Annotated in this window: 13 protein-coding genes and 1 riboswitch; of the genes, 3 read left to right on the top strand and 10 right to left on the bottom strand. The window is 63.4% G+C overall.

Annotated features, from left to right (window positions below):
- Positions 1 to 25 precede the first annotated feature (25 nt).
- Positions 26 to 5,467: an MBG domain-containing protein gene (locus D1Y84_RS08770; protein WP_124848176.1), complete on the bottom strand. Its 5,442-nt coding sequence runs from the start codon at positions 5,465 to 5,467 to the stop codon at positions 26 to 28.
- Positions 5,468 to 5,714: 247 nt separating this feature from the next.
- Between D1Y84_RS08770 and D1Y84_RS08765 the strand changes: the two genes are divergently transcribed.
- Complete coding sequence (locus tag D1Y84_RS08765) at positions 5,715 to 6,863, top strand: D-alanine--D-alanine ligase family protein (RefSeq protein WP_124848175.1); 1,149 nt, start codon at positions 5,715 to 5,717, stop codon at positions 6,861 to 6,863.
- A gap of 82 nt (positions 6,864 to 6,945) precedes the next feature.
- Positions 6,946 to 7,401 (top strand): hypothetical protein, encoded by a 456-nt coding sequence (locus D1Y84_RS08760; protein WP_124848174.1) that lies wholly within the window; start codon positions 6,946 to 6,948, stop codon positions 7,399 to 7,401.
- 70 nt (positions 7,402 to 7,471) lie between these two features.
- On the opposite strand, the gene metE is transcribed toward D1Y84_RS08760, so the two are convergent.
- The 6 genes from metE to D1Y84_RS08730 all read right to left on the bottom strand — a co-directional run bounded on the left by metE (position 7,472) and on the right by D1Y84_RS08730 (position 14,511).
- Positions 7,472 to 9,754 carry a 5-methyltetrahydropteroyltriglutamate--homocysteine S-methyltransferase gene (gene metE / locus D1Y84_RS08755; protein ID WP_124848173.1) on the bottom strand — a complete coding sequence of 761 codons (2,283 nt, stop codon included), beginning with the start codon at positions 9,752 to 9,754 and terminating at the stop codon, positions 7,472 to 7,474.
- Positions 9,755 to 9,898: 144 nt separating this feature from the next.
- Positions 9,899 to 10,101: riboswitch (cobalamin riboswitch) on the bottom strand.
- A 29-nt stretch (positions 10,102 to 10,130) separates the two neighbouring features.
- Entirely contained in the window at positions 10,131 to 10,511 is a 381-nt protein-coding gene (locus tag D1Y84_RS08750) for an EVE domain-containing protein (RefSeq protein WP_124848172.1), read from the bottom strand.
- Positions 10,512 to 10,542: 31 nt separating this feature from the next.
- Positions 10,543 to 10,755, bottom strand: coding sequence for a hypothetical protein (locus tag D1Y84_RS08745; RefSeq protein WP_124848171.1), 213 nt, complete (start codon positions 10,753 to 10,755; stop codon positions 10,543 to 10,545).
- Positions 10,756 to 10,798: 43 nt separating this feature from the next.
- Positions 10,799 to 12,469, bottom strand: a complete 1,671-nt coding sequence (locus D1Y84_RS08740) for a formate--tetrahydrofolate ligase (protein WP_124848170.1) — start codon at positions 12,467 to 12,469, stop codon at positions 10,799 to 10,801.
- Positions 12,470 to 12,506: 37 nt separating this feature from the next.
- Positions 12,507 to 13,457 carry an ACP S-malonyltransferase gene (gene fabD / locus D1Y84_RS08735; RefSeq protein WP_124848169.1) on the bottom strand — a complete coding sequence of 317 codons (951 nt, stop codon included), beginning with the start codon at positions 13,455 to 13,457 and terminating at the stop codon, positions 12,507 to 12,509.
- A gap of 19 nt (positions 13,458 to 13,476) precedes the next feature.
- Entirely contained in the window at positions 13,477 to 14,511 is a 1,035-nt protein-coding gene (locus D1Y84_RS08730) for a BadF/BadG/BcrA/BcrD ATPase family protein (protein WP_158615398.1), read from the bottom strand.
- 142 nt (positions 14,512 to 14,653) lie between these two features.
- Between D1Y84_RS08730 and D1Y84_RS08725 the strand changes: the two genes are divergently transcribed.
- On the top strand, positions 14,654 to 14,887 hold the full coding sequence (locus D1Y84_RS08725) for a hypothetical protein (RefSeq protein ID WP_158615397.1): 234 nt from the start codon (positions 14,654 to 14,656) through the stop codon (positions 14,885 to 14,887).
- A 71-nt stretch (positions 14,888 to 14,958) separates the two neighbouring features.
- Here the strand turns inward: D1Y84_RS08725 and plsX are convergent, their stop codons facing one another.
- The 3 genes from plsX to D1Y84_RS08710 form a co-directional block, all read right to left on the bottom strand.
- Positions 14,959 to 15,957 carry a phosphate acyltransferase PlsX gene (gene plsX / locus D1Y84_RS08720; protein ID WP_124848166.1) on the bottom strand — a complete coding sequence of 333 codons (999 nt, stop codon included), beginning with the start codon at positions 15,955 to 15,957 and terminating at the stop codon, positions 14,959 to 14,961.
- Between the two features lie 12 nt (positions 15,958 to 15,969).
- Positions 15,970 to 16,155: a 50S ribosomal protein L32 gene (gene rpmF, locus D1Y84_RS08715; protein ID WP_124848165.1), complete on the bottom strand. Its 186-nt coding sequence runs from the start codon at positions 16,153 to 16,155 to the stop codon at positions 15,970 to 15,972.
- 146 nt (positions 16,156 to 16,301) lie between these two features.
- Positions 16,302 to 16,745, bottom strand: coding sequence for a DUF177 domain-containing protein (locus D1Y84_RS08710; RefSeq protein WP_233581290.1), 444 nt, complete (start codon positions 16,743 to 16,745; stop codon positions 16,302 to 16,304).
- Between the last annotated feature and the right edge of the window lie 22 nt (positions 16,746 to 16,767).

Below are 16,767 nucleotides of genomic sequence, written 5' to 3'. Positions count from 1 at the left end.
CGCAGCCGGCCTTTTCTTTGCCTGCCTACTGTTTTGTCACTGTGAGTGTGGCAGTTGCTGTTTGTGTTGTGCCCGCGCTTTCCATGGTGATCACGAGGGGGTAGGTCTGCGGCGTGTCAACGGTTCGCGTCTCTGCGGAAAAACCGCAGCCAGTCAGAAAGCTGGTTGCCGAGAACGCCCCGGCAAGAAGCAGCGCGGTCAGTACCAGGCCGCGTCCCGCCTTGCGAAGCCGGGTTGCGCCCACCAGAGGAAGAAGCATCAGCGCCATGGCCGCCCCTGCCATCCGGATGGATCCTGGCTGCGTCGGCAGAGGCTTCTGCAGCGAGGAGACAGTGAGGGTGTGGCCGGGCATCTGCACGACCAGAGAAACTGCGTGTTCCCCGCCATCTGCCGGCAGCGTTGCCGGCGAGAAGACGCCGGTGGCACCCTGCGGCAAACCAGACACGGAAAAGGTGACGACCCCTGGGTAGATGCCGGCGGTGCCCGGGCCAGCCATGAAGGACAGGTTCACCGAGCCGCCGCTCGCCACCTGGGGCGCCGCTGTGTTGGGCATCGGCTTCAACCAGAAGCCCGCGGTGCTGAGCGCCAGCGGCAGTTCATCCGAAGAGCTGGGCAGGAAGTTGCTGTCGCCCTGGTACACGGCAACCAATGGGTTGGCTGCGTTCCAGTACGCGGGCAGTGCTGTGAGTTGAGCGACGCCGCTGGTGATCGCAGTTTCCCCGAGCAGCGTTTTGCCGTCGTAGAAGCGAACCAACCCCGTGGGAGTGCCGGTGGTAGAGGAGGCGACCTGGGCCGTCAGCAGGATGGAGCCATCCTGCGCCGCGGTGTTTGGCGCCTCGTGCATGGTGGTGGCGGTGGCTGCCTTGGCAATGGTGATGGTGCTGGGCACGATGCTCACGGTGTAGTTGTTGAGCGCACTGCCCTGCGCCGTGGCGATGATGGGATACTGACCCACCGGTTCACTCGCGCTGGCCGGAGTGCTGTATATCACCTGCACTGCTTCATTGTTGACCAGCCCGCTGACGCTGCCTGTGAGCTGAGGATTGGCGGCACCGTACGTCCTCGCAGCGGGTGCTACCTGTACCTGCAGGGGAGCAGGCGTGATCACGAGCTGCCCGCTTACAGGAGTCACCTGGTAATCCTGCAGAGTGTTGCCATGCGCGGCAGGGAGGATCGGGTAAGAGCCGACGCCGGATTGTGCCGTCGCGGACGTGGTGAAGGTCTCGGTGAAGCTGTCACCATTGGCCGCACCGACCACCGTTCCACTGAAGGCGGGATTTGCTGAGCCATAGACACGGGTCGCGTCAGCGGCTGTCACCGTGAGGGGCGGAGCCGTGATGGTGAGCACGCCATTTGAAATTGCGACCTGGTAATTGGCGCCGGCGTCACCCACGAGCGTGGGCACAATCGAATACGTCCCGGGCGCCGTGGCAGTGGTGGCAGTGGTGGCGAACTGTTCCGACAAAGCATCGCCGGCCACAGCGCCGATGATCTTGCCGGTGAAGCCTGGGTTGGGCGTGCCGTAAGCGCGGCTCACACTGTCGGCGGTGATCTGCAGAGCGGCAGCTGTGATGGTGAGACGCCCGGGCTGGACCGTTGAAGTGTAGTTTGCAATCGCTGCGCCGCTTACCGAGGGCGTGATGCTGTACGTTCCCACGGGTGAGGCCTGCGTTGCCGGCGTCGAGTAGCTTTCCGTCAGCACGTCTCCGCCAACCAGCCCCTTGATGGTGCCGGTAAGTACGGGGTTCGGGGTGCCATAGACGCGACTCACGTCGTCCGCTTCAAGCGCCAGTGCGGCGGGCGAAACAGTCAGCGTTCCATTGGTGATCGACTGGGAATAGTTCGCGAGGTTGGCTCCCGCGGCACTCGGCACAATCGCGTAGGTTGCCACCGGCGACCCCGCTGTTGCCGCGGTGGTGAAGGAGGGCGTGAAGCTATCTCCGTTCACAGCGCCCGTGATCGAGCCAGTAAACGTGGGGTTGGCAGCGCCATACGTGCGCGTCGCATCGCTGGCTTTCAGTGCCAGGGCCGCAGGCGAAACGGTGAGCGTTCCGTTGGTGACTGTCTGGGTGTAGTTTGCGGCTCCAGGTCCGCTCGCGCTGGGTACGATCGGGTACGTCGCGACCGGGGAAGAAGCCGTCGCCGTGGTGGTGAACGAAGTGGTGAAGGCGTCTCCGTTCACTGCTCCGCTGACAGCGCCGGTGAAGACGGGATTGGGCGAGCCGTAAGTGCGCGTGGCGTCGTTGGCGCTCACAGCAAGGGAAGCAGGAGATACCGTCAACGCGCCATTCACAACGGTCTGCGTGTAGTTTGCTGCGCTGGCGCCCGAAGCGTTCGGAACGATCGGATACGTCGAGACGGGGGATGCCGCGGTAGCGGGCGTGGTGAAGGACTCTGTCAGGACGTCGCCATTTACGGCACCTGTAATAGACCCCGAGAACTGCGGATTGGTCGCTCCGTAGGTCCGCGTCGCATTGTTGGCGGTGACGGTCAACCCTGCGGGTGTGACCTGGAGCACTCCGTTCTGAATGTTCTGGGCGTAGTTCGCCAGGTTAGCGCCCGAAGCAGAGGGAACAATCTTGTAACTCGCCACTGCGGAGGCAGCCGTGGCCGGAGTCTGGAACGCCTCGGTGAAGCTGTCACCAGCGACAGCCCCGGTGATGGAGCCGGCAAACTGCGGGTTTGCCGCGCCATAGGTGCGCGTTGCATTAATGGCAGCGACGTTGAGCGGCGCAGCCGTGATCTTGATGGTGGTTTGCGCCGAGGCCTTGGTGTCGTTGCTGGATGCCGGCGTGTAATTGCCGAACAGTGTGAAGCTACCCACAGCCGGCGCAAGGTAGGACTGGGTGGCGGTTCCATTGCTTACCGTCTGCGTGCCGAAGGGGCTGGTCTGGTCCGCGAAAGCCACGCTGCCACCACTTAATGAGCCCTGCGATGAGCCTGCCTGCAGCGAGGCGACCACCTGCACGGGATTGCCGTAAGTGGCCGTGGTTGGAGCAGACAGGGCAAGCGTAACCGGCACCGCCGTTGCCGTGCCCGTAAGCGTTAGGGCCTGGAGGGACGCGACAGCATTCAGGCTGGTGTCGCTGACCACCAGGTTGCCCTGCAGGGCGCCCGTTGCAGTGGGTGCAAAGTACATCGTCAGGCTGCAGGAGTCGCCCTGGTCGAGCGAGAGCTTGTTGCTGACGCACTCGTTGCCAGGGCTGCTGTCGATCGAAAAGTTGGCAGAGATGGCAGGGTTGGAACCGGAAGAGGGCTCGGGGAACTGCAGGGTGCTGTTGCCTATATTTTGCAGCGACACCGCCTGGTCAGCGCTGCTCTGGCCCACCGTGGTGCTGGGGAACTGCAACGATGGACTGTCCGCCATGTCCAGCTTGAGGATGTTGCCTGCCGTTGTGTCTGTGAAGTACACATTGCCGTTTTGATCTATAGCTACTGAGTCCAGCTCGCCGCCAGTCTTATAGAGAACAGATTCGGAGTACGCGCCATTCACAAGGGACTCTTTCAAGAGGCGATTGTGCTGGGCATCCGCAAGGTACAAGCTGCCACTTGCATCAACAACAACTTCGCGCGGAAAGTTAAGGGCACTGGTCGGAACAACGCTCTGCGTGTACACGCCGGCAAGCAGCGTCTCTTTCAGGATGCGGTTATTGCCGGTATCCGCGATATAGAGGTTGCCTTGGCCATCGACCGCGATGCCGTGGTGCTGAACAAGGCCGGAGAACGGAAGCTGGGTCAGGGTGTAACTGCCAGTGCCAGTGGGCGTCTCAAGCAGGACGTGACCGCTGCCGGTATCGGCGATGTACACACGCCCGGCACCATCCACAGCGAGCCCTTCGGGATAGTCCAGCCCCTGGGAGATCACTACGCTTTCCTGGTAGGAGCCGTTCAGCGGGACTTCTTTCAGAATGCGGCTGTGATACGTGTCATCGATGTAGACATTCCCGGCACCATCCACAGCGATGCCGAGCGGCCAATCGAGTGTGCTTTGGTTGATCAGCGTTGCGGCGGCTGCCCCTGAAGCCGACAGCTTGACCGCCTGCATGTTGTCCGTGTTCAGGATGTACAGATTACCAGCGCCATCGGAGGCAATGCCGCGCGGGTTGATCAGTCCCTTCAACACGGTCGAAACCGTACCAGGAGAAAAGCTGACCTTGGGTGCAACCCCGTTGCCTTGCACATAGCCTGTCGCCACAAGCGCGCCTGCGCTGGTGCGGAGGGTTGCCGCCCCAAAACGATCTCCAGGGGCGCCGGGGGTGAAGCTTACATCTACGGTGCAACTCTCCCCAACGGCGTACGTGTGCGTGGTCCCGTTGGTTGTGCACGTGCCGCTCTTTGCATCGGCGAAGTCCAGGCCGGGCGTGCCCTGGGTCAAGACTGCAGGTGCGCTGCCCAGCGTGCCGGCGGCGGTAAAAGTGAAGGCGAGCGAAACCGATCCAGCTGACTTGCTGCCCACAGCGATCGGGCCGAAATTGCCGCCCGGCGGCATGACCTGCTTCAACACCGCTGAGCTAACATCCGTGACGTACACGTTGCCGCTGAGATCCAGCGCCATGCCACCCGGGGCGGAGAAGCCGACGCCTACAGTCTTGAAGGTCGTGTAGCCGCCCGACGCAAACACCTCCTTCACGAGGTGGTTGGCGCAATCCGCCACGTAGAAGTTGTTGCTGCTATCCAGCACGATGCCGAGCGGCAGAGAAAAGCCGCTGCCCACGGTTTTCACCGTCGTATAGCCACCAGCCGCCATCACCTCCTTGACCACGTTGTTGCCGGAGTCCGCGACAAACAGGTTGCCGCTTGTGTCCAGCGCGATACCCGCCGGATTCTTGAAGCCACTGCCGACCGTGTTCACTGTCTTGTAACTGCTGGCGGCGGTGATCTCCTTGACCGTGCTGGCGCTGTAGTCCGCGACAAAGATGTCTCCGCTCGCATTCAAGGCAACACCTGCAGGAAGAGTGAAGCCGGTGGCCAGAGACTTGATCGTGGTGTACCCGCCGCTGGCCAGCACCTCCTTGACTGCGTGATTGCCTGAGTCGGCGATGTACAGGTTGCCGCTGTTGTCGATGGCGATGCCGGTGGGTCCGCTAAAGCCGGTACCAATATTGATCATTGTGGTGTACCCGCCCGCGGCAACAATCTCCTTCACCACGTTGTTCCTGGTGTCCGGGAGGAAGACGTTGCCGCTTGCATCGACGGCCAGGCCGTAGGGATTGCTGATGCCGGTGGCGAGAGTCTGGATAGCCCCGCTGAAGCTTGCGGTCTGGGCCTGTGCCGTCAGGGCGGCCGTTCCAAGCAACAGCGTGAGCTGCATCCCCGATGCCGCACCCCGCGCGCGCAACGAGGCGAAGCGGCTCCGCCAATCGCTGGAGATGGTCGGGAAGCGCGGCGGTGTCAATGGCAACGCGCCGCGAAGACGCGGAAGAAGGGCAAGCGTGAGGATGAAAGCAAGAAGAGCAAAGGAAGCCATGACACCCGTCCGGCAATGAGATTGTCCGCAGCAACGTCCCGGCGTCCGGCGCCGGAAGCTACTCGTTCGGGCTTAGTATCGGCAGCAGCAGCCATCTGCACCCAGGGCTTAAGGCGCTATTTCTCTGTGCGGCCGCGCGCCCTGTTCCAATTCGCTCCGCAGTACCGAAGCGGGAATCAGGCTTGCACATGCTTTCTCGGAGTGCGCACCGCGGGCCATGCGCATGCAAAGCTACTATCGAAGAGGTATGAAGAAACTGCGCGTAGGTGTTTTGTTCGGCGGCAAGAGTGGAGAACATGAAGTCTCCCTGCTCTCGGCTGCTTCCGTTCTGAAAGCGATCGATCGCGACAAGTACGAGGTGGTGCCGCTGGGCATCACGAAGCAGGGGCACTGGCTGACGGCCGGTGCGGCTGAGCGCCTCCTCGATGCCGGACCTGCCGATGCGCCGGACGCGGGCGAAGCCGCCAACGTGGAGCAATCGCTTCCAGTCACCTCGCTGGGCGCAGGGCTGCAACCATTCGGCGCGCGATCAACAGGCGCAGACGACGCCGCGGACGATGCTTCAACGCTGGACGTAGTCCTGCCGGTGCTGCACGGCACGTTCGGGGAGGACGGCACGATGCAGGGCCTGCTGGAGCTTGCGGGGATACCGTACGCCGGCTCGGGCGTGCTTGGCTCGGCAGTCGGCATGGACAAGGACATCATGAAGCGACTGTTCGCCTCGGCAGGGTTGCCGATCCCGCGGCACGTCTCCGTTCTGCGTTCCGAGTGGCAGACCCGGCCCGACGATGCTCTCGCGAAGATTCAAACAGCTCTGCGCTACCCCTTGTTTGTGAAGCCGGCGAATGGCGGCTCTTCGGTCGGCATCAGCAAGGCGCATGACCGCGCCGAGCTCGAAACGGCGCTGACCCTGGCCGCGCGCTTTGACCGCAAACTCGTGGTTGAAGAAGGAGTGGGCGGGGGTGCCGACGGCACCGGCAAAGCACGCGAACTCGAGGTTGCGATCCTGGGCAATGACGCCCCGGAAGCCTCGGTAGTGGGCGAGATCGTCCCGGGCAAAGAGTTCTACGACTACGAAGCCAAGTACCTGAGCGCCGGCTCGGAAGCAGTGATACCAGCGGAACTTTCCCCGGAACACTCCAACGCGATCCGTGCCATGGCGATCCGGGCTTTTCAGGCCTGCGACTGCTCGGGGCTGGCCAGGGTGGACTTCCTGATGGAGGGCGACCGGATCGTGCTGAACGAGATCAACACGCTGCCGGGCTTTACGGCAATCAGCATGTACCCGAAGCTGTGGGCTGCGAGCGGCCTGCCGTATCCCGCGTTGATTGACCGGCTGATCACCCTGGCGCTGGAGCGGGCAGAAGAAAAGGCAATAACCAGCTACAGCCTTTGACAAGCAAGGTTTCCCGCGTGGGGAACCTGGAGCCGACTCAAGGTGTCTACACTGCTAGACAGTTACAGGAGACCGTACCGCAATGACCCTGCTGGACGCCCCTCGCTATGACCCTCGTCACGCTCGCATCATTCGCAACAGCATCCTGATCACTATCGGCGTGCTTTTGCTGGGTGCCCTGCTCACCTTTCTTTTCTGGGATTTTCCGGAGCAGCACCGCGTCAACCACTTCTTCTCGCTCGTAGAGAAGGGCAAGATGGACGATGCGTATGCCTACTGGAACAACGATCCGGAGTGGCGACAGCACGACGATCGTTACACCGGTTACAAGTTCACCGACTTTGAGAAAGACTGGGGACCCTCCAGCGACTACGGCGTCATTCACGGGCACAAGATCGAGATCACCAAGACGGTCGGCAACGGCGTGGTCATGGGCGTCAGCATCAACAACAGCAAGACGCCACTGTTTCTGCGGGTAGACCACAAAACCAGGGAGATCGGTTTTTCGCCGGTAGAGCTGTACGTGGGACCAGACTGAGCAGCGGTACATGTCGCACCTGCTGAGATTTCAAACAAGAGAGGGGCGCATAGTGCGCCCCTCTTTTTGCTTACTGCGCTGCCAGGGCCGGGAGCGTCGCACGCACGCTGCGGGCGGCCTCGGTCATGTTACGCAGTGCAGTGCGCACCTCGGGCCAGCCGCGGGTTTTCAATCCGCAGTCGGGATTGACCCAGAGCTGGTCCGGGGTGAGCACCTCGGCGGCGATGCGGAGCTGCTGCTCCATCTCGGCCTCGGGCGGAACGCGGGGCGAATGGATATCCCACACGCCGGGACCTATGCCGTTGGGATAGCTCGCGTTGCCGAAAGCATGCAATAGCTCTCCCTTGGACCGCGCCGATTCCATCGAGATCACATCCGCATCGAGCGCCGCGATCGAGGGCAGGATCGACTCGAACTCGCAGTAGCACATGTGGGTATGGATCTGCGTTTCGTCGCGCACCGCGGAGGTGGCAAGCCGGAAGGCCTGCACGGCCCAGTCGAGGTAGCTTTCCCAGCCGCTCGAGCGCAGGGGCAGGCCTTCGCGCAGGGCGGGCTCGTCAAGCTGGATGGCGCGAATACCAGCCGCTTCCAGGTCACGCACCTCGTCACGCAGCGCCAGAGCGATCTGGTGTGTGACTTCGCTGCGCGCAATGTCGTCGCGCACGAACGACCACTGCAAGATCGTCACCGGACCGGTCAGCATGCCCTTGACCGGTCGCGTCGTCTGCGACTGCGCAAAGCCGCTCCAGCGGACGGTCATTGGGCCGCGGCGCCGCACGTCACCGTAGATCACCGGCGGTTTCACGCAACGCGAGCCGTAGCTTTGGACCCAGCCGTTCTGCGTGAAGGCAAAGCCTTCCAGCTGTTCGCCGAAGTACTCCACCATGTCGTTGCGCTCGAACTCGCCATGCACGAGCAGGTCCAGACCGGCTTCTTCCTGCTCACGCAGGCAGCGCACGGTTTCCTGCTCCAGGAACAGGTCGTAGTCGGCCTGCGACAGGTTGCCGCTGCGCCATGCGGCACGCTGCTTGCGCACCTCTGCCGTCTGCGGGAAGGAGCCGATCGTGGTGGTCGGCAGCAGGGGCAGTCCAAGCGCGGCGTTCTGCTGCTTGATGCGCACGGCATACGGCGTCGCGCGTTTGAAGTCCTTCGCAGCAAGCGCTCCCAGGGCCGCACGCACGGTCTCGTTGCGGCTTGACTCGGCGCCGGCCCGGGAGGCGATGGCCGCACGATTGATCGCGTGCTCCGCGGCTGCCTGGTCTGCGCCGCTCGCGAGAGCGCGCAGCTCGTCGAGCTTTTGCACGGCAAACGCTAGCCAGGATTGCACCACCGGCTGCAGGCGCGATTCGCCACGCGCATCCACGGGCACGTGCAGCAGGGAGCAAGAAGGAGCAAGCACCACGCGCTCCGCACCCAGGGTCGAGACCGCGGCCTCGATCAGCGCGCGCGAACGCTCAAAATCGTTAACCCAGATGTTGCGGCCGTCCACCAGGCCGAGCGAGAGCGCCTGCCGGGGTCCCACGAGCGCCAGGGCGGTGACAAGCTGCTCGGGCGCACGCACCAGATCCAGGTGCATACTCGCGACCGGCAACGAAAAGGCAAGCGGGAGGTTTTCTTCAAGCGCGGCGAAGTAAGTGGTGAGGTGCAGAGGCAGACCCACCGCGGCCAGGTGCGCGAACGCATCGGCGTAATGCGCAGCGATGCCCAGCGGAAGGTCCGTGGACAGGCATGGCTCATCGATCTGCACACTCTCCGCACCGGCAGCCTTGAGCGCGGCAAGCAGTTCCACATAGGCACTCAGCAGCTTGGGCAGCAGCGACCACACGTCGAAAGCCGGGTCCGCAGGCTTGCCCAGCAGCAACAGCGTGCATGGCCCGATCAGCACCGGACGCGTGCGGATGCCGAGCGCCGCCGCTTCCTTGAACTCGCGCACGGCCTTGCCAGGGTCTGCCTTGAACGAAAGCCCGGCAGACCACTCCGGCACCAGGTAGTGGTAGTTGGTGTCGAACCACTTGGTCATTTCCATGGCGGTCTGTTCCTGGCTGTTGCGCGCCATGGAGAAGTAGCTCGCCAGGCTCACGGCACCCGCGCCAAACCGCTCGGGCGTGGCGCCGAGCGCGACCAGCATGTCGAGCACGTGGTCGTACAAGGAGAAATCATTCGAAGGGATATGCGTGATGCCGGCGGCCTGCTGCAGCTGCCAGTGGCGCGCGCGCAGGGTGGCAGCCGTGGCAGCGAGATCGTCCTCGCTGCGGTCTCCACGCCAGAAGCCTTCCAGCGCGAACTTGAGCTCGCGCTGGGCACCCATGCGTGGGAAACCAAGCGCGCTGATTTGTAACTCTGTGTTGGACATAGATATGGGTTCCCTGTCTGTAAGTCGAGACGCAAGAAGGAACCACCCGTGCGCAGGCTTTTTCACGTGAACTGGCGCGAAAAAGCATCAAGTCACGGCCCAATCCACGAGGCGCGAGGCTCACTCAGGCGCACACCCGCAGCATCTGCGTTGGCGGCGGCAGGCCGGTATTCGGACTTTGGGCGACCTACTGGCGGACCGCTTCCCACCCTTGTTCCGGGCAGTGCGTGAGGCTCCTGCCTCGTGCCGCGTTCGTTCCCATCACCGCTGCGGGACAGTGCCGGATGTACGCCGGCTTCCCGTTTAACGACGCCCGTAGGCGCCGCACCTGCACCCCTAAAGTGTAGCCTACCCCGCGGCCTCGCCGGGCCCAGCGTCAGCCGTGTACCAGCCAGTCATACTGCTCATCGCTCAGTGGCACAACGGACAAGCGGAACTGCCGGAACAGGATGGAGTCTGCAAACACTCCGGCGTCGCGCATCTGCTGCAGGCTGCGGCCCGCTTTGAAGCGCTTGCCCGGCTTGATGCGCACCAGCGGATTCTTCTTGTCGCTGCCATCGACCGAGACGACCGAAGCAGTGCCGACTGCTTCCTTGCCGACGTTGGAGTGGTAGATCACCAGCTTCTCGCCCTTGTGCATGCTGGCGAGATAGTTGAGCGCCTGGGCATTCTTGATGCCATCCCACACGGTCTCGCCATCGCGCACAAGGTCGTCGTAGGAGTACTTGTCCGGCTCACTCTTCAACAGGTACGGCATACTTGCTCCTTGTGGCAGCGCTCTGCTTTGGTTAGGCGTGATACCACCGGCTGAAGCCATACGTGCCGTACAGCAGGAGCAGGAGGCCTACGGCAATGACGATGCCACGGCGGGTGCGCGTTGCCTGCGCCTTGCGTCGTTCGATCTCGATCGGCGCAACCCCGGCCTCATGCACAAAGACCCGGCTGGTAAAGCCCATGACCATCAGGTAGATACCGGCCACAACATACACCAGGTTGGACATGGGCTCTCATTTCCGCCCGCCGGGCAGCTCACAGCGCGTACGGCTAGCGCAGGCCCACGATCTCACCCTGCGCATCCACGTCGATGCCCATGGCGCGCGAGGCCTTGGGCAGCCCCGGCATGAGCATCATGTTGCCGGCGATGAGCACCACGAATCCCGCGCCCGCGGAGAGCACGGCGTTGTTGATCTTGAGCCGCCAGCCGGTGGGCGCACCCGCGAGCTTGGGGTCATCCGAGAGCGAGTACTGGGTCTTGGCGATGCATACCGGCACCTTGCCGAAGCCCCACTTCTCGAACCGGGCCAGTGCCGCCTTTGCCGTGTCGGAGTAGTCCACACCTTCGGCGCCATACACCCGCATGGCCACGGCTTCGATCTTCTCCTCGAGCGTGCTGTCGAGCGAGTAGGTGGGCGTGAGCTTCGGCGCGTCGCCATCGGTGGCTGCGAGCACAGCGCGGGCCAGGTCGGCCGCCCCTTCGGCTCCGCGGGTAAACGCCTCGGTAAAGGCATTGGGCAGCCCGTTCTGATCGCACCACCCTTTGAGGCGTGCCAGCTCCTCGTCGGTGTCCTTGGGGAAGTGGTTGATGCCGACCACAACAGGAAGACCGAAGCCACGCAGGATCGAGACGTGCTTGGCCAGGTTGGTGAAGCCGCGCTCCAGTTCGTCCTTGCCCTGCTCTTCCGGCATGGCCTGGCCCTGATTTTTCAGGCTTTGCGCGGTGGTCACCAGCACTGCCGCAGAAGGCGCAATACCGGAGATGCGCGTCACGATGTCCATGTACTTCTCAAGGCCGAGATCGGACGCGAAGCCGCACTCGTTGACCGCGTAGTCGGCGAGTCGAAGTGCGATCTCCTGCGACACGATGCTGGAGGTGCCGTGCGCAATATTGGCGAACGGCCCCGCGTGCACAAACGCGGGCGTGCCGGAGGTCGTCTGCACCAGGTTGGGCTCGATCGCCTCGGCCAGCAGGGCCATCATCGGGCCCACGGCATCGAGGTCGCGCGCACGCACGGGCTCGCCCGTTTTTGTCTCGGCGACGATGATGGCGCTGATGCGTTCGCGGAGGTTTTCACGGTCTGTCGCCAGCGCCAGGATCGCCATGATCTCGGAAGCGGCCGTGATCACGAATCCCGAGTTCTGGTTGGAGCCTTCGCGGGGCGCGGAGCCGTCCTTCTTGGGTCCGGCGACGTTGGTGGTGATGCGGCGCAGGCCGCGATCGTTCATGTCCAGTGCGCGGGGCCACGTCACGGTTGCCGGGTCGATGCCGAGATCGTTGCCGTGGAAGATGTGCGCATCGAGCAGGGCGGCGAGCAGGTTGTGCGCCGAGGTGATCGCGTGAAAGTCGCCGTGGAAGTGGAGGTTGATCTTCTCGCTCGGCTCAACCTGCGAAAGGCCGCCGCCTGCCGCGCCGCCCTTCATGCCGAAGACCGGGCCAAGCGAAGGCTCGCGCGAGGTGAGCACCACGCGCTTGCCCGTGCCCTGCAGAACATGCTCCAGCCCCTGGGTCAGGCCGATCGACGTAACGGTTTTGCCTTCGCCCGAGACCGTGGGCGTGGTGGCGGTGACGAGGATGAGCTTGCCCTTGCGCGGGAATGCCGGGTCGTCCAGCAGCCCGAGCTTGACCTTGCCACCGTAACGGCCAACCTGCTCGAAGTACTGTTCGGGAACGCCAAGCTTTGCGGCAACTTCGGCAATCGGGAGGAGTTGGGGCTTCATCGGAACTCTCTTTCTCGGTATCTGTTGGTTGTCGCGGCTATTGTTCGAGCGAGGCAAGGCTCTTGGCAAGGCTGGCGGAGTCTTCCACGTTGAGCACGCTCAGCGAGCGGTCGATCTGCCGGAGCAAACCACCCAGCACCTTGCCGGGACCCACCTCGATCCACTGCACAGGCGCGAACCGGGTTTGGACGGCTTCCATGCATTCCACCCAGCGCACGGCGCCCGTGACCTGCTGGACCAGGGCTCGGCGCAAAGCATCGCCCTGTTGTTCCGGCTGTGCCAGCACGTTGGGCACCACCGGTACCTGGGCATCCTGAAATGGCAACCCGGCGAGCAAGGGCGCAAGCCGATCCTGCGCGGGCTGCATCAATGCGCAGTGAAAAGGGGCGCTTACGGGAAGCGGCACCACGCGCTTGGCGCCGGCTTCCTTTGCCAAGGCACCAGCCTGGGCGACGCCGTTCACGGTGCCCGAGATGACAATCTGCGTCGGGGCGTTCAGGTTGGCAGCGGAAACAGTCTCGCCGGTCGCGGCAGAAGTAGCCGCGCATGCCTCGATTACGGCTGCGGCTTCCAGACCGAGCACGGCAGCCATGGCTCCCTGCCCTGCCGGCACCGCTTCCTGCATGTACGTGCCGCGCGCGTGCACGGCCTGGACAGCATCCCGAAACGTGAGCACTCCGGCTGAAACCAGCGCCGCGTATTCGCCGAGCGAGTGCCCTGCCACCACTGCAGGCTGGATACCATGCTCGCGCAACACCCGGTCGGCTGCCACAGACACCGTCACGATTGCCGGCTGGGTGAAAGCGGTCAGCCGCAGCCGGTCTTCCGGTCCATCGAAGCAGAGCGAGGAGAGCCGGAAGCCCAGAGCCTCGTCGGCTTCCTCAAACACGGCGCGGACCGCAGCGAAGTTGTCGTTGAGTTCGCGGCCCATGCCGACCGCCTGCGAACCTTGTCCTGGGAAAAGAAATGCAAATGCTTGCGTACTCATGCCCCTCTATCTGAACCGATCACACCCGGCGATGCAAGGCAGGGGCGTCCAGGGGCGCTCCACCATGCGTGCCAGGGCGTCCCCGCGCGTGCCAGAGAGCGCCTTCCAAGGGATCGACCGCGCTTTGCTGCAGCACGATTCCGGGGAACTCTGCGGCCAGCGAACGATGCATCGCGTCGCGCACCTCGGCGATGTGGCTTAGGATTCCTCCCACGAACGCCACTTCCGGAGCGCGAAAGGGAACGCGGTCGGCAGCCTCCAGCGCCTCGACCTTGCGGATCACCGCGGCCACCAGCGCCGCGGCATCTTCACCTGCCCGCTGCAGCACCGCGCCGGCCAGCGCGTCGCCGGAGCGTGCGGCGGCCACTGTTGCCGGCACCAGTGCAGCCGAGTGGAAGGTGAGGCTGTTGGCGGCGCCGATGATGTCTTCCAGATCGCGCAGTTCCAGCGTCTCGAGAAACCGCTGCAGCAGCGAAGGCAGGTGCTCCCTGGTGATCGGGATCGGCACGCCATGGGGGCTGACGGCGTCAGCGCTGGAAGGTTTTGCCGCGTCGATCGCGCGGAAGCAGGCGCGCAATGCCTCGGTGCCGATCCAATGGCCGGAGCCTTCGTCGGACAGCGCCGGACCCCATCCCCCGGCGTGCACCATCGCGCCCGAGCGGGCACGCCCCACCATGTTGGAGCCGGTGCCGGCGATCGCGAGCACACCGCGCGCGCCCTGAAAGGCCGCGTCCAGCGCAATCACTTCATCCCCCAGCAGCACGGTTTCGCCGCCAACCACTTCGCGAAAGGAAGAAAGCAGCCAGTCGCGAACCACGGGCGCGGAGATGCCGGAGGTACCGATACAGGTGCACGCCACGTTGCCATGCAGGGTCCGTCCGCTCGCCGCCTTAAGGGCAGCAAGCAGAGCCTGCAGGTTGGCCATGGCTTCCTCGGGTGGCACGCGCAGCGTCTTGATACTGCCGGCGGTGGTACGTGCAAGAACCTGATTTTCGTCGGCCACCAGCGCAGCCGTCTTGGTACCACCAACATCAAACGCAAGGTACAGAGCCATAAAGCCAGTATGCCCGCGCGGGCATCGATTGCACAGGCAGTCCACGGCAATCGCGCGGAAGGCGGCTGATGCAGAAGGAGTAACAATCGTGAAAAGTAAGCCCCACTTGGCATTTTTACTCGCCCTTGCAGCTCTTCCAACGATGGCCGGAGCACAGGACCCGAAGCAGGACCCAAACGCGGCTGCCATGAACACTACGCAGCTGAAGCAGCAGGCCGCCCAGAACAAGGAGCAGGCGAAAACAGCGAAAAACCAGCAGAAGCTCAGCAAAAAAGCCGCCAAGCAAAGTGACAAGGCAGCCAAGAAGGAAGGCAAGGCCGCGAAAGATCAGCAGAAGGCTGCCAATGCCAACGCGGCTGCACAGCAGCCCCAGTAAAGACACGAGCAGTTATGGCGGAAACAGAAAGGCCGCGCATAAGCGCGGCCTTTTCTACAGCAGGAGAGTCATCAGACGGCCAGCCCGGCTTCGATCAGACCGTTCAGCCCAGCCTGGGCAAACTCCGCGGCTACCCGGATCCCGTTCTTGATGGCGACATCGTTGGAAGAACCGTGCCCGACGATACACACGCCACGCACCCCCAGCAGTGGTACGCCGCCGTACTCGGATGGATCCATCTTGCGCTTAAAGGTGGCAAATGCCTTGCGCGAGAGCAGCGCGCCTACCTGGGCGGTCACGGTCTTGCGCAGGGATTCCCGAAGCATGTCGCGTACCAGCCGGCTTAAACCTTCACTGGTCTTCAGGGCAACGTTGCCGATGAAGCCATCGCACACGATCACATCGGCATGGCCGTTGTAAATGTCGCGTCCTTCCACGTTGCCGGTGAAGTGCAGAGGCAGCGCCTTGAGCAGCGGGAAGGCCTCGCTGGTCAGCTCATTGCCCTTGCCTTCTTCTTCCCCGATCGACAGCAGGCCAACACGCGGACGCGCGATTTTGAGCACGGTTCGCGCATACAGCTCGCCCATCACGGCGAACTGGGCGAGATTCTGCGGTTTGCAGTCGACATTGGCTCCTACGTCCACGAGCACGCAAGGGGTTCCGGCCGCCGTCGGGAGGATGGCGGCAAGCGCGGGACGATCTACTCCAGGCAGGGTGCCGAGCACCATCTTGGCCGTGGCCATGGCGGCGCCGGTATTGCCGGCAGTCAGAAAGCCGGCGGCCTTGCCCTCGCGGACGAGCTTAAGCCCGACCCGCATGGAGCTGTCTTTCTTGTTGCGCACAGCCTGCGCGGCTTTTTCGTCCATGGCGATATGCTCGCTCGCATGAACGATCTGGATCGGCAGCCGTTCGCCCCGAAGCGCCTGTTTAAGGAGCGGTTCGAGGCGGTCCTCAGGACCTACCAGAAAGATCTGGACTGGCAGGTCGCGGGCAGCCTGAATGGCACCGGCAATTTCAGGATCCGGAGCCTTGTCGGCTCCCATGGCATCGACGGCGATGTCGGTCAGCATGTATAGGGTGGCTTAGCTGGCTTCCTTGACTTCAATCACGGCGCGGCCCTTGTACGTACCGCATTTGGCACAGACGCGGTGGGGCAGTTTGCGCTCGTGACAGTTCGGGCACTCGGAGAGGCCGGTTGCGGTCAGGAAGTCATGGGAGCGACGCTTGGAAGAGCGGGCCTTGGAATGGCGGCGTTTCGGATTAGGCACGGCGAGATCCTTTCACAATCCAACTCACACAGCAGGCGCACACATGACCGCTCACAGTACAAGGAGCGGCATGGTTCAGCGCTGCTGCAGGCGCTGGTACTACTTTAAGAGGTCTTAATCCGGCTGCGCAGGTCCCCGAGCGCTGTCTACCGTGGATCTGCAGGTAATTCCTCGCAGGAGCAGGGGGCAGTGTTTCGGTTAGCGCCGCAGCGCGGGCAGATTCCTTTGCAATCTTCGCGGCAGAGTGTCCGTGCCGGCAGGGAAAGCAGCACCTGTTCGCGCAGAACATCCTCGAGCAAAAGACTACCGTCCTGATAATAGCCGATTTCGGTCTCGGATGCCCCGATGGAGTGCTCCCGGTCATCCCCATCTACACCGAGCGGCCGAAAAAGCACATCGTACCGGCCCTTCAGGTGGTGCTCCACGGGATCGAGACAGCGTGCGCAGGGCACCTCAAATAGCCCCTCGTAGGTGCCGCGCAGCCGAATATCCTGCACGATCTCCTTGGGTCCGCGATGTTCTTCGAGCAGCTCGGCAAGCCCGGCGGCCTGGAACGGCCCCTTCTGCTCAACATCCTCGCCGAAATCCATGCCTGCGGGTGAAAACGACGTG

This window comes from Acidipila sp. EB88, from assembly GCF_003858395.1.
Taxonomy (GTDB): Bacteria; Acidobacteriota; Terriglobia; order Terriglobales; family Acidobacteriaceae; genus EB88.
The sequence above is the reverse complement of the archived record's forward strand: the minus strand, read 5'-3'. Positions and strand labels throughout refer to the sequence as shown.

Bases quoted from the DNA above. Each gene is read 5' to 3' on its own strand.
- D1Y84_RS08750 (WP_124848172.1), bottom strand. From the start codon at position 10,511: ATGCCGTACCTGTTGAAGAGTGAGCCGGACAAGTACTCCTACGACGAC.
- metE (WP_124848173.1), bottom strand. From the start codon at position 9,754: ATGTCCAACACAGAGTTACAAATCAGCGCGCTTGGTTTCCCACGCATG.
- D1Y84_RS08765 (WP_124848175.1), top strand. From the start codon at position 5,715: ATGAAGAAACTGCGCGTAGGTGTTTTGTTCGGCGGCAAGAGTGGAGAA.
- D1Y84_RS08760 (WP_124848174.1), top strand. From the start codon at position 6,946: ATGACCCTGCTGGACGCCCCTCGCTATGACCCTCGTCACGCTCGCATC.
- D1Y84_RS08770 (WP_124848176.1), bottom strand. From the start codon at position 5,467: ATGGCTTCCTTTGCTCTTCTTGCTTTCATCCTCACGCTTGCCCTTCTT.
- D1Y84_RS08710 (WP_233581290.1), bottom strand. From the start codon at position 16,745: ATGGATTTCGGCGAGGATGTTGAGCAGAAGGGGCCGTTCCAGGCCGCC.
- D1Y84_RS08725 (WP_158615397.1), top strand. From the start codon at position 14,654: ATGGCCGGAGCACAGGACCCGAAGCAGGACCCAAACGCGGCTGCCATG.
- D1Y84_RS08745 (WP_124848171.1), bottom strand. From the start codon at position 10,755: ATGTCCAACCTGGTGTATGTTGTGGCCGGTATCTACCTGATGGTCATG.
- D1Y84_RS08730 (WP_158615398.1), bottom strand. From the start codon at position 14,511: ATGGCTCTGTACCTTGCGTTTGATGTTGGTGGTACCAAGACGGCTGCG.
- plsX (WP_124848166.1), bottom strand. From the start codon at position 15,957: ATGCTGACCGACATCGCCGTCGATGCCATGGGAGCCGACAAGGCTCCG.
- D1Y84_RS08740 (WP_124848170.1), bottom strand. From the start codon at position 12,469: ATGAAGCCCCAACTCCTCCCGATTGCCGAAGTTGCCGCAAAGCTTGGC.
- fabD (WP_124848169.1), bottom strand. From the start codon at position 13,457: ATGAGTACGCAAGCATTTGCATTTCTTTTCCCAGGACAAGGTTCGCAG.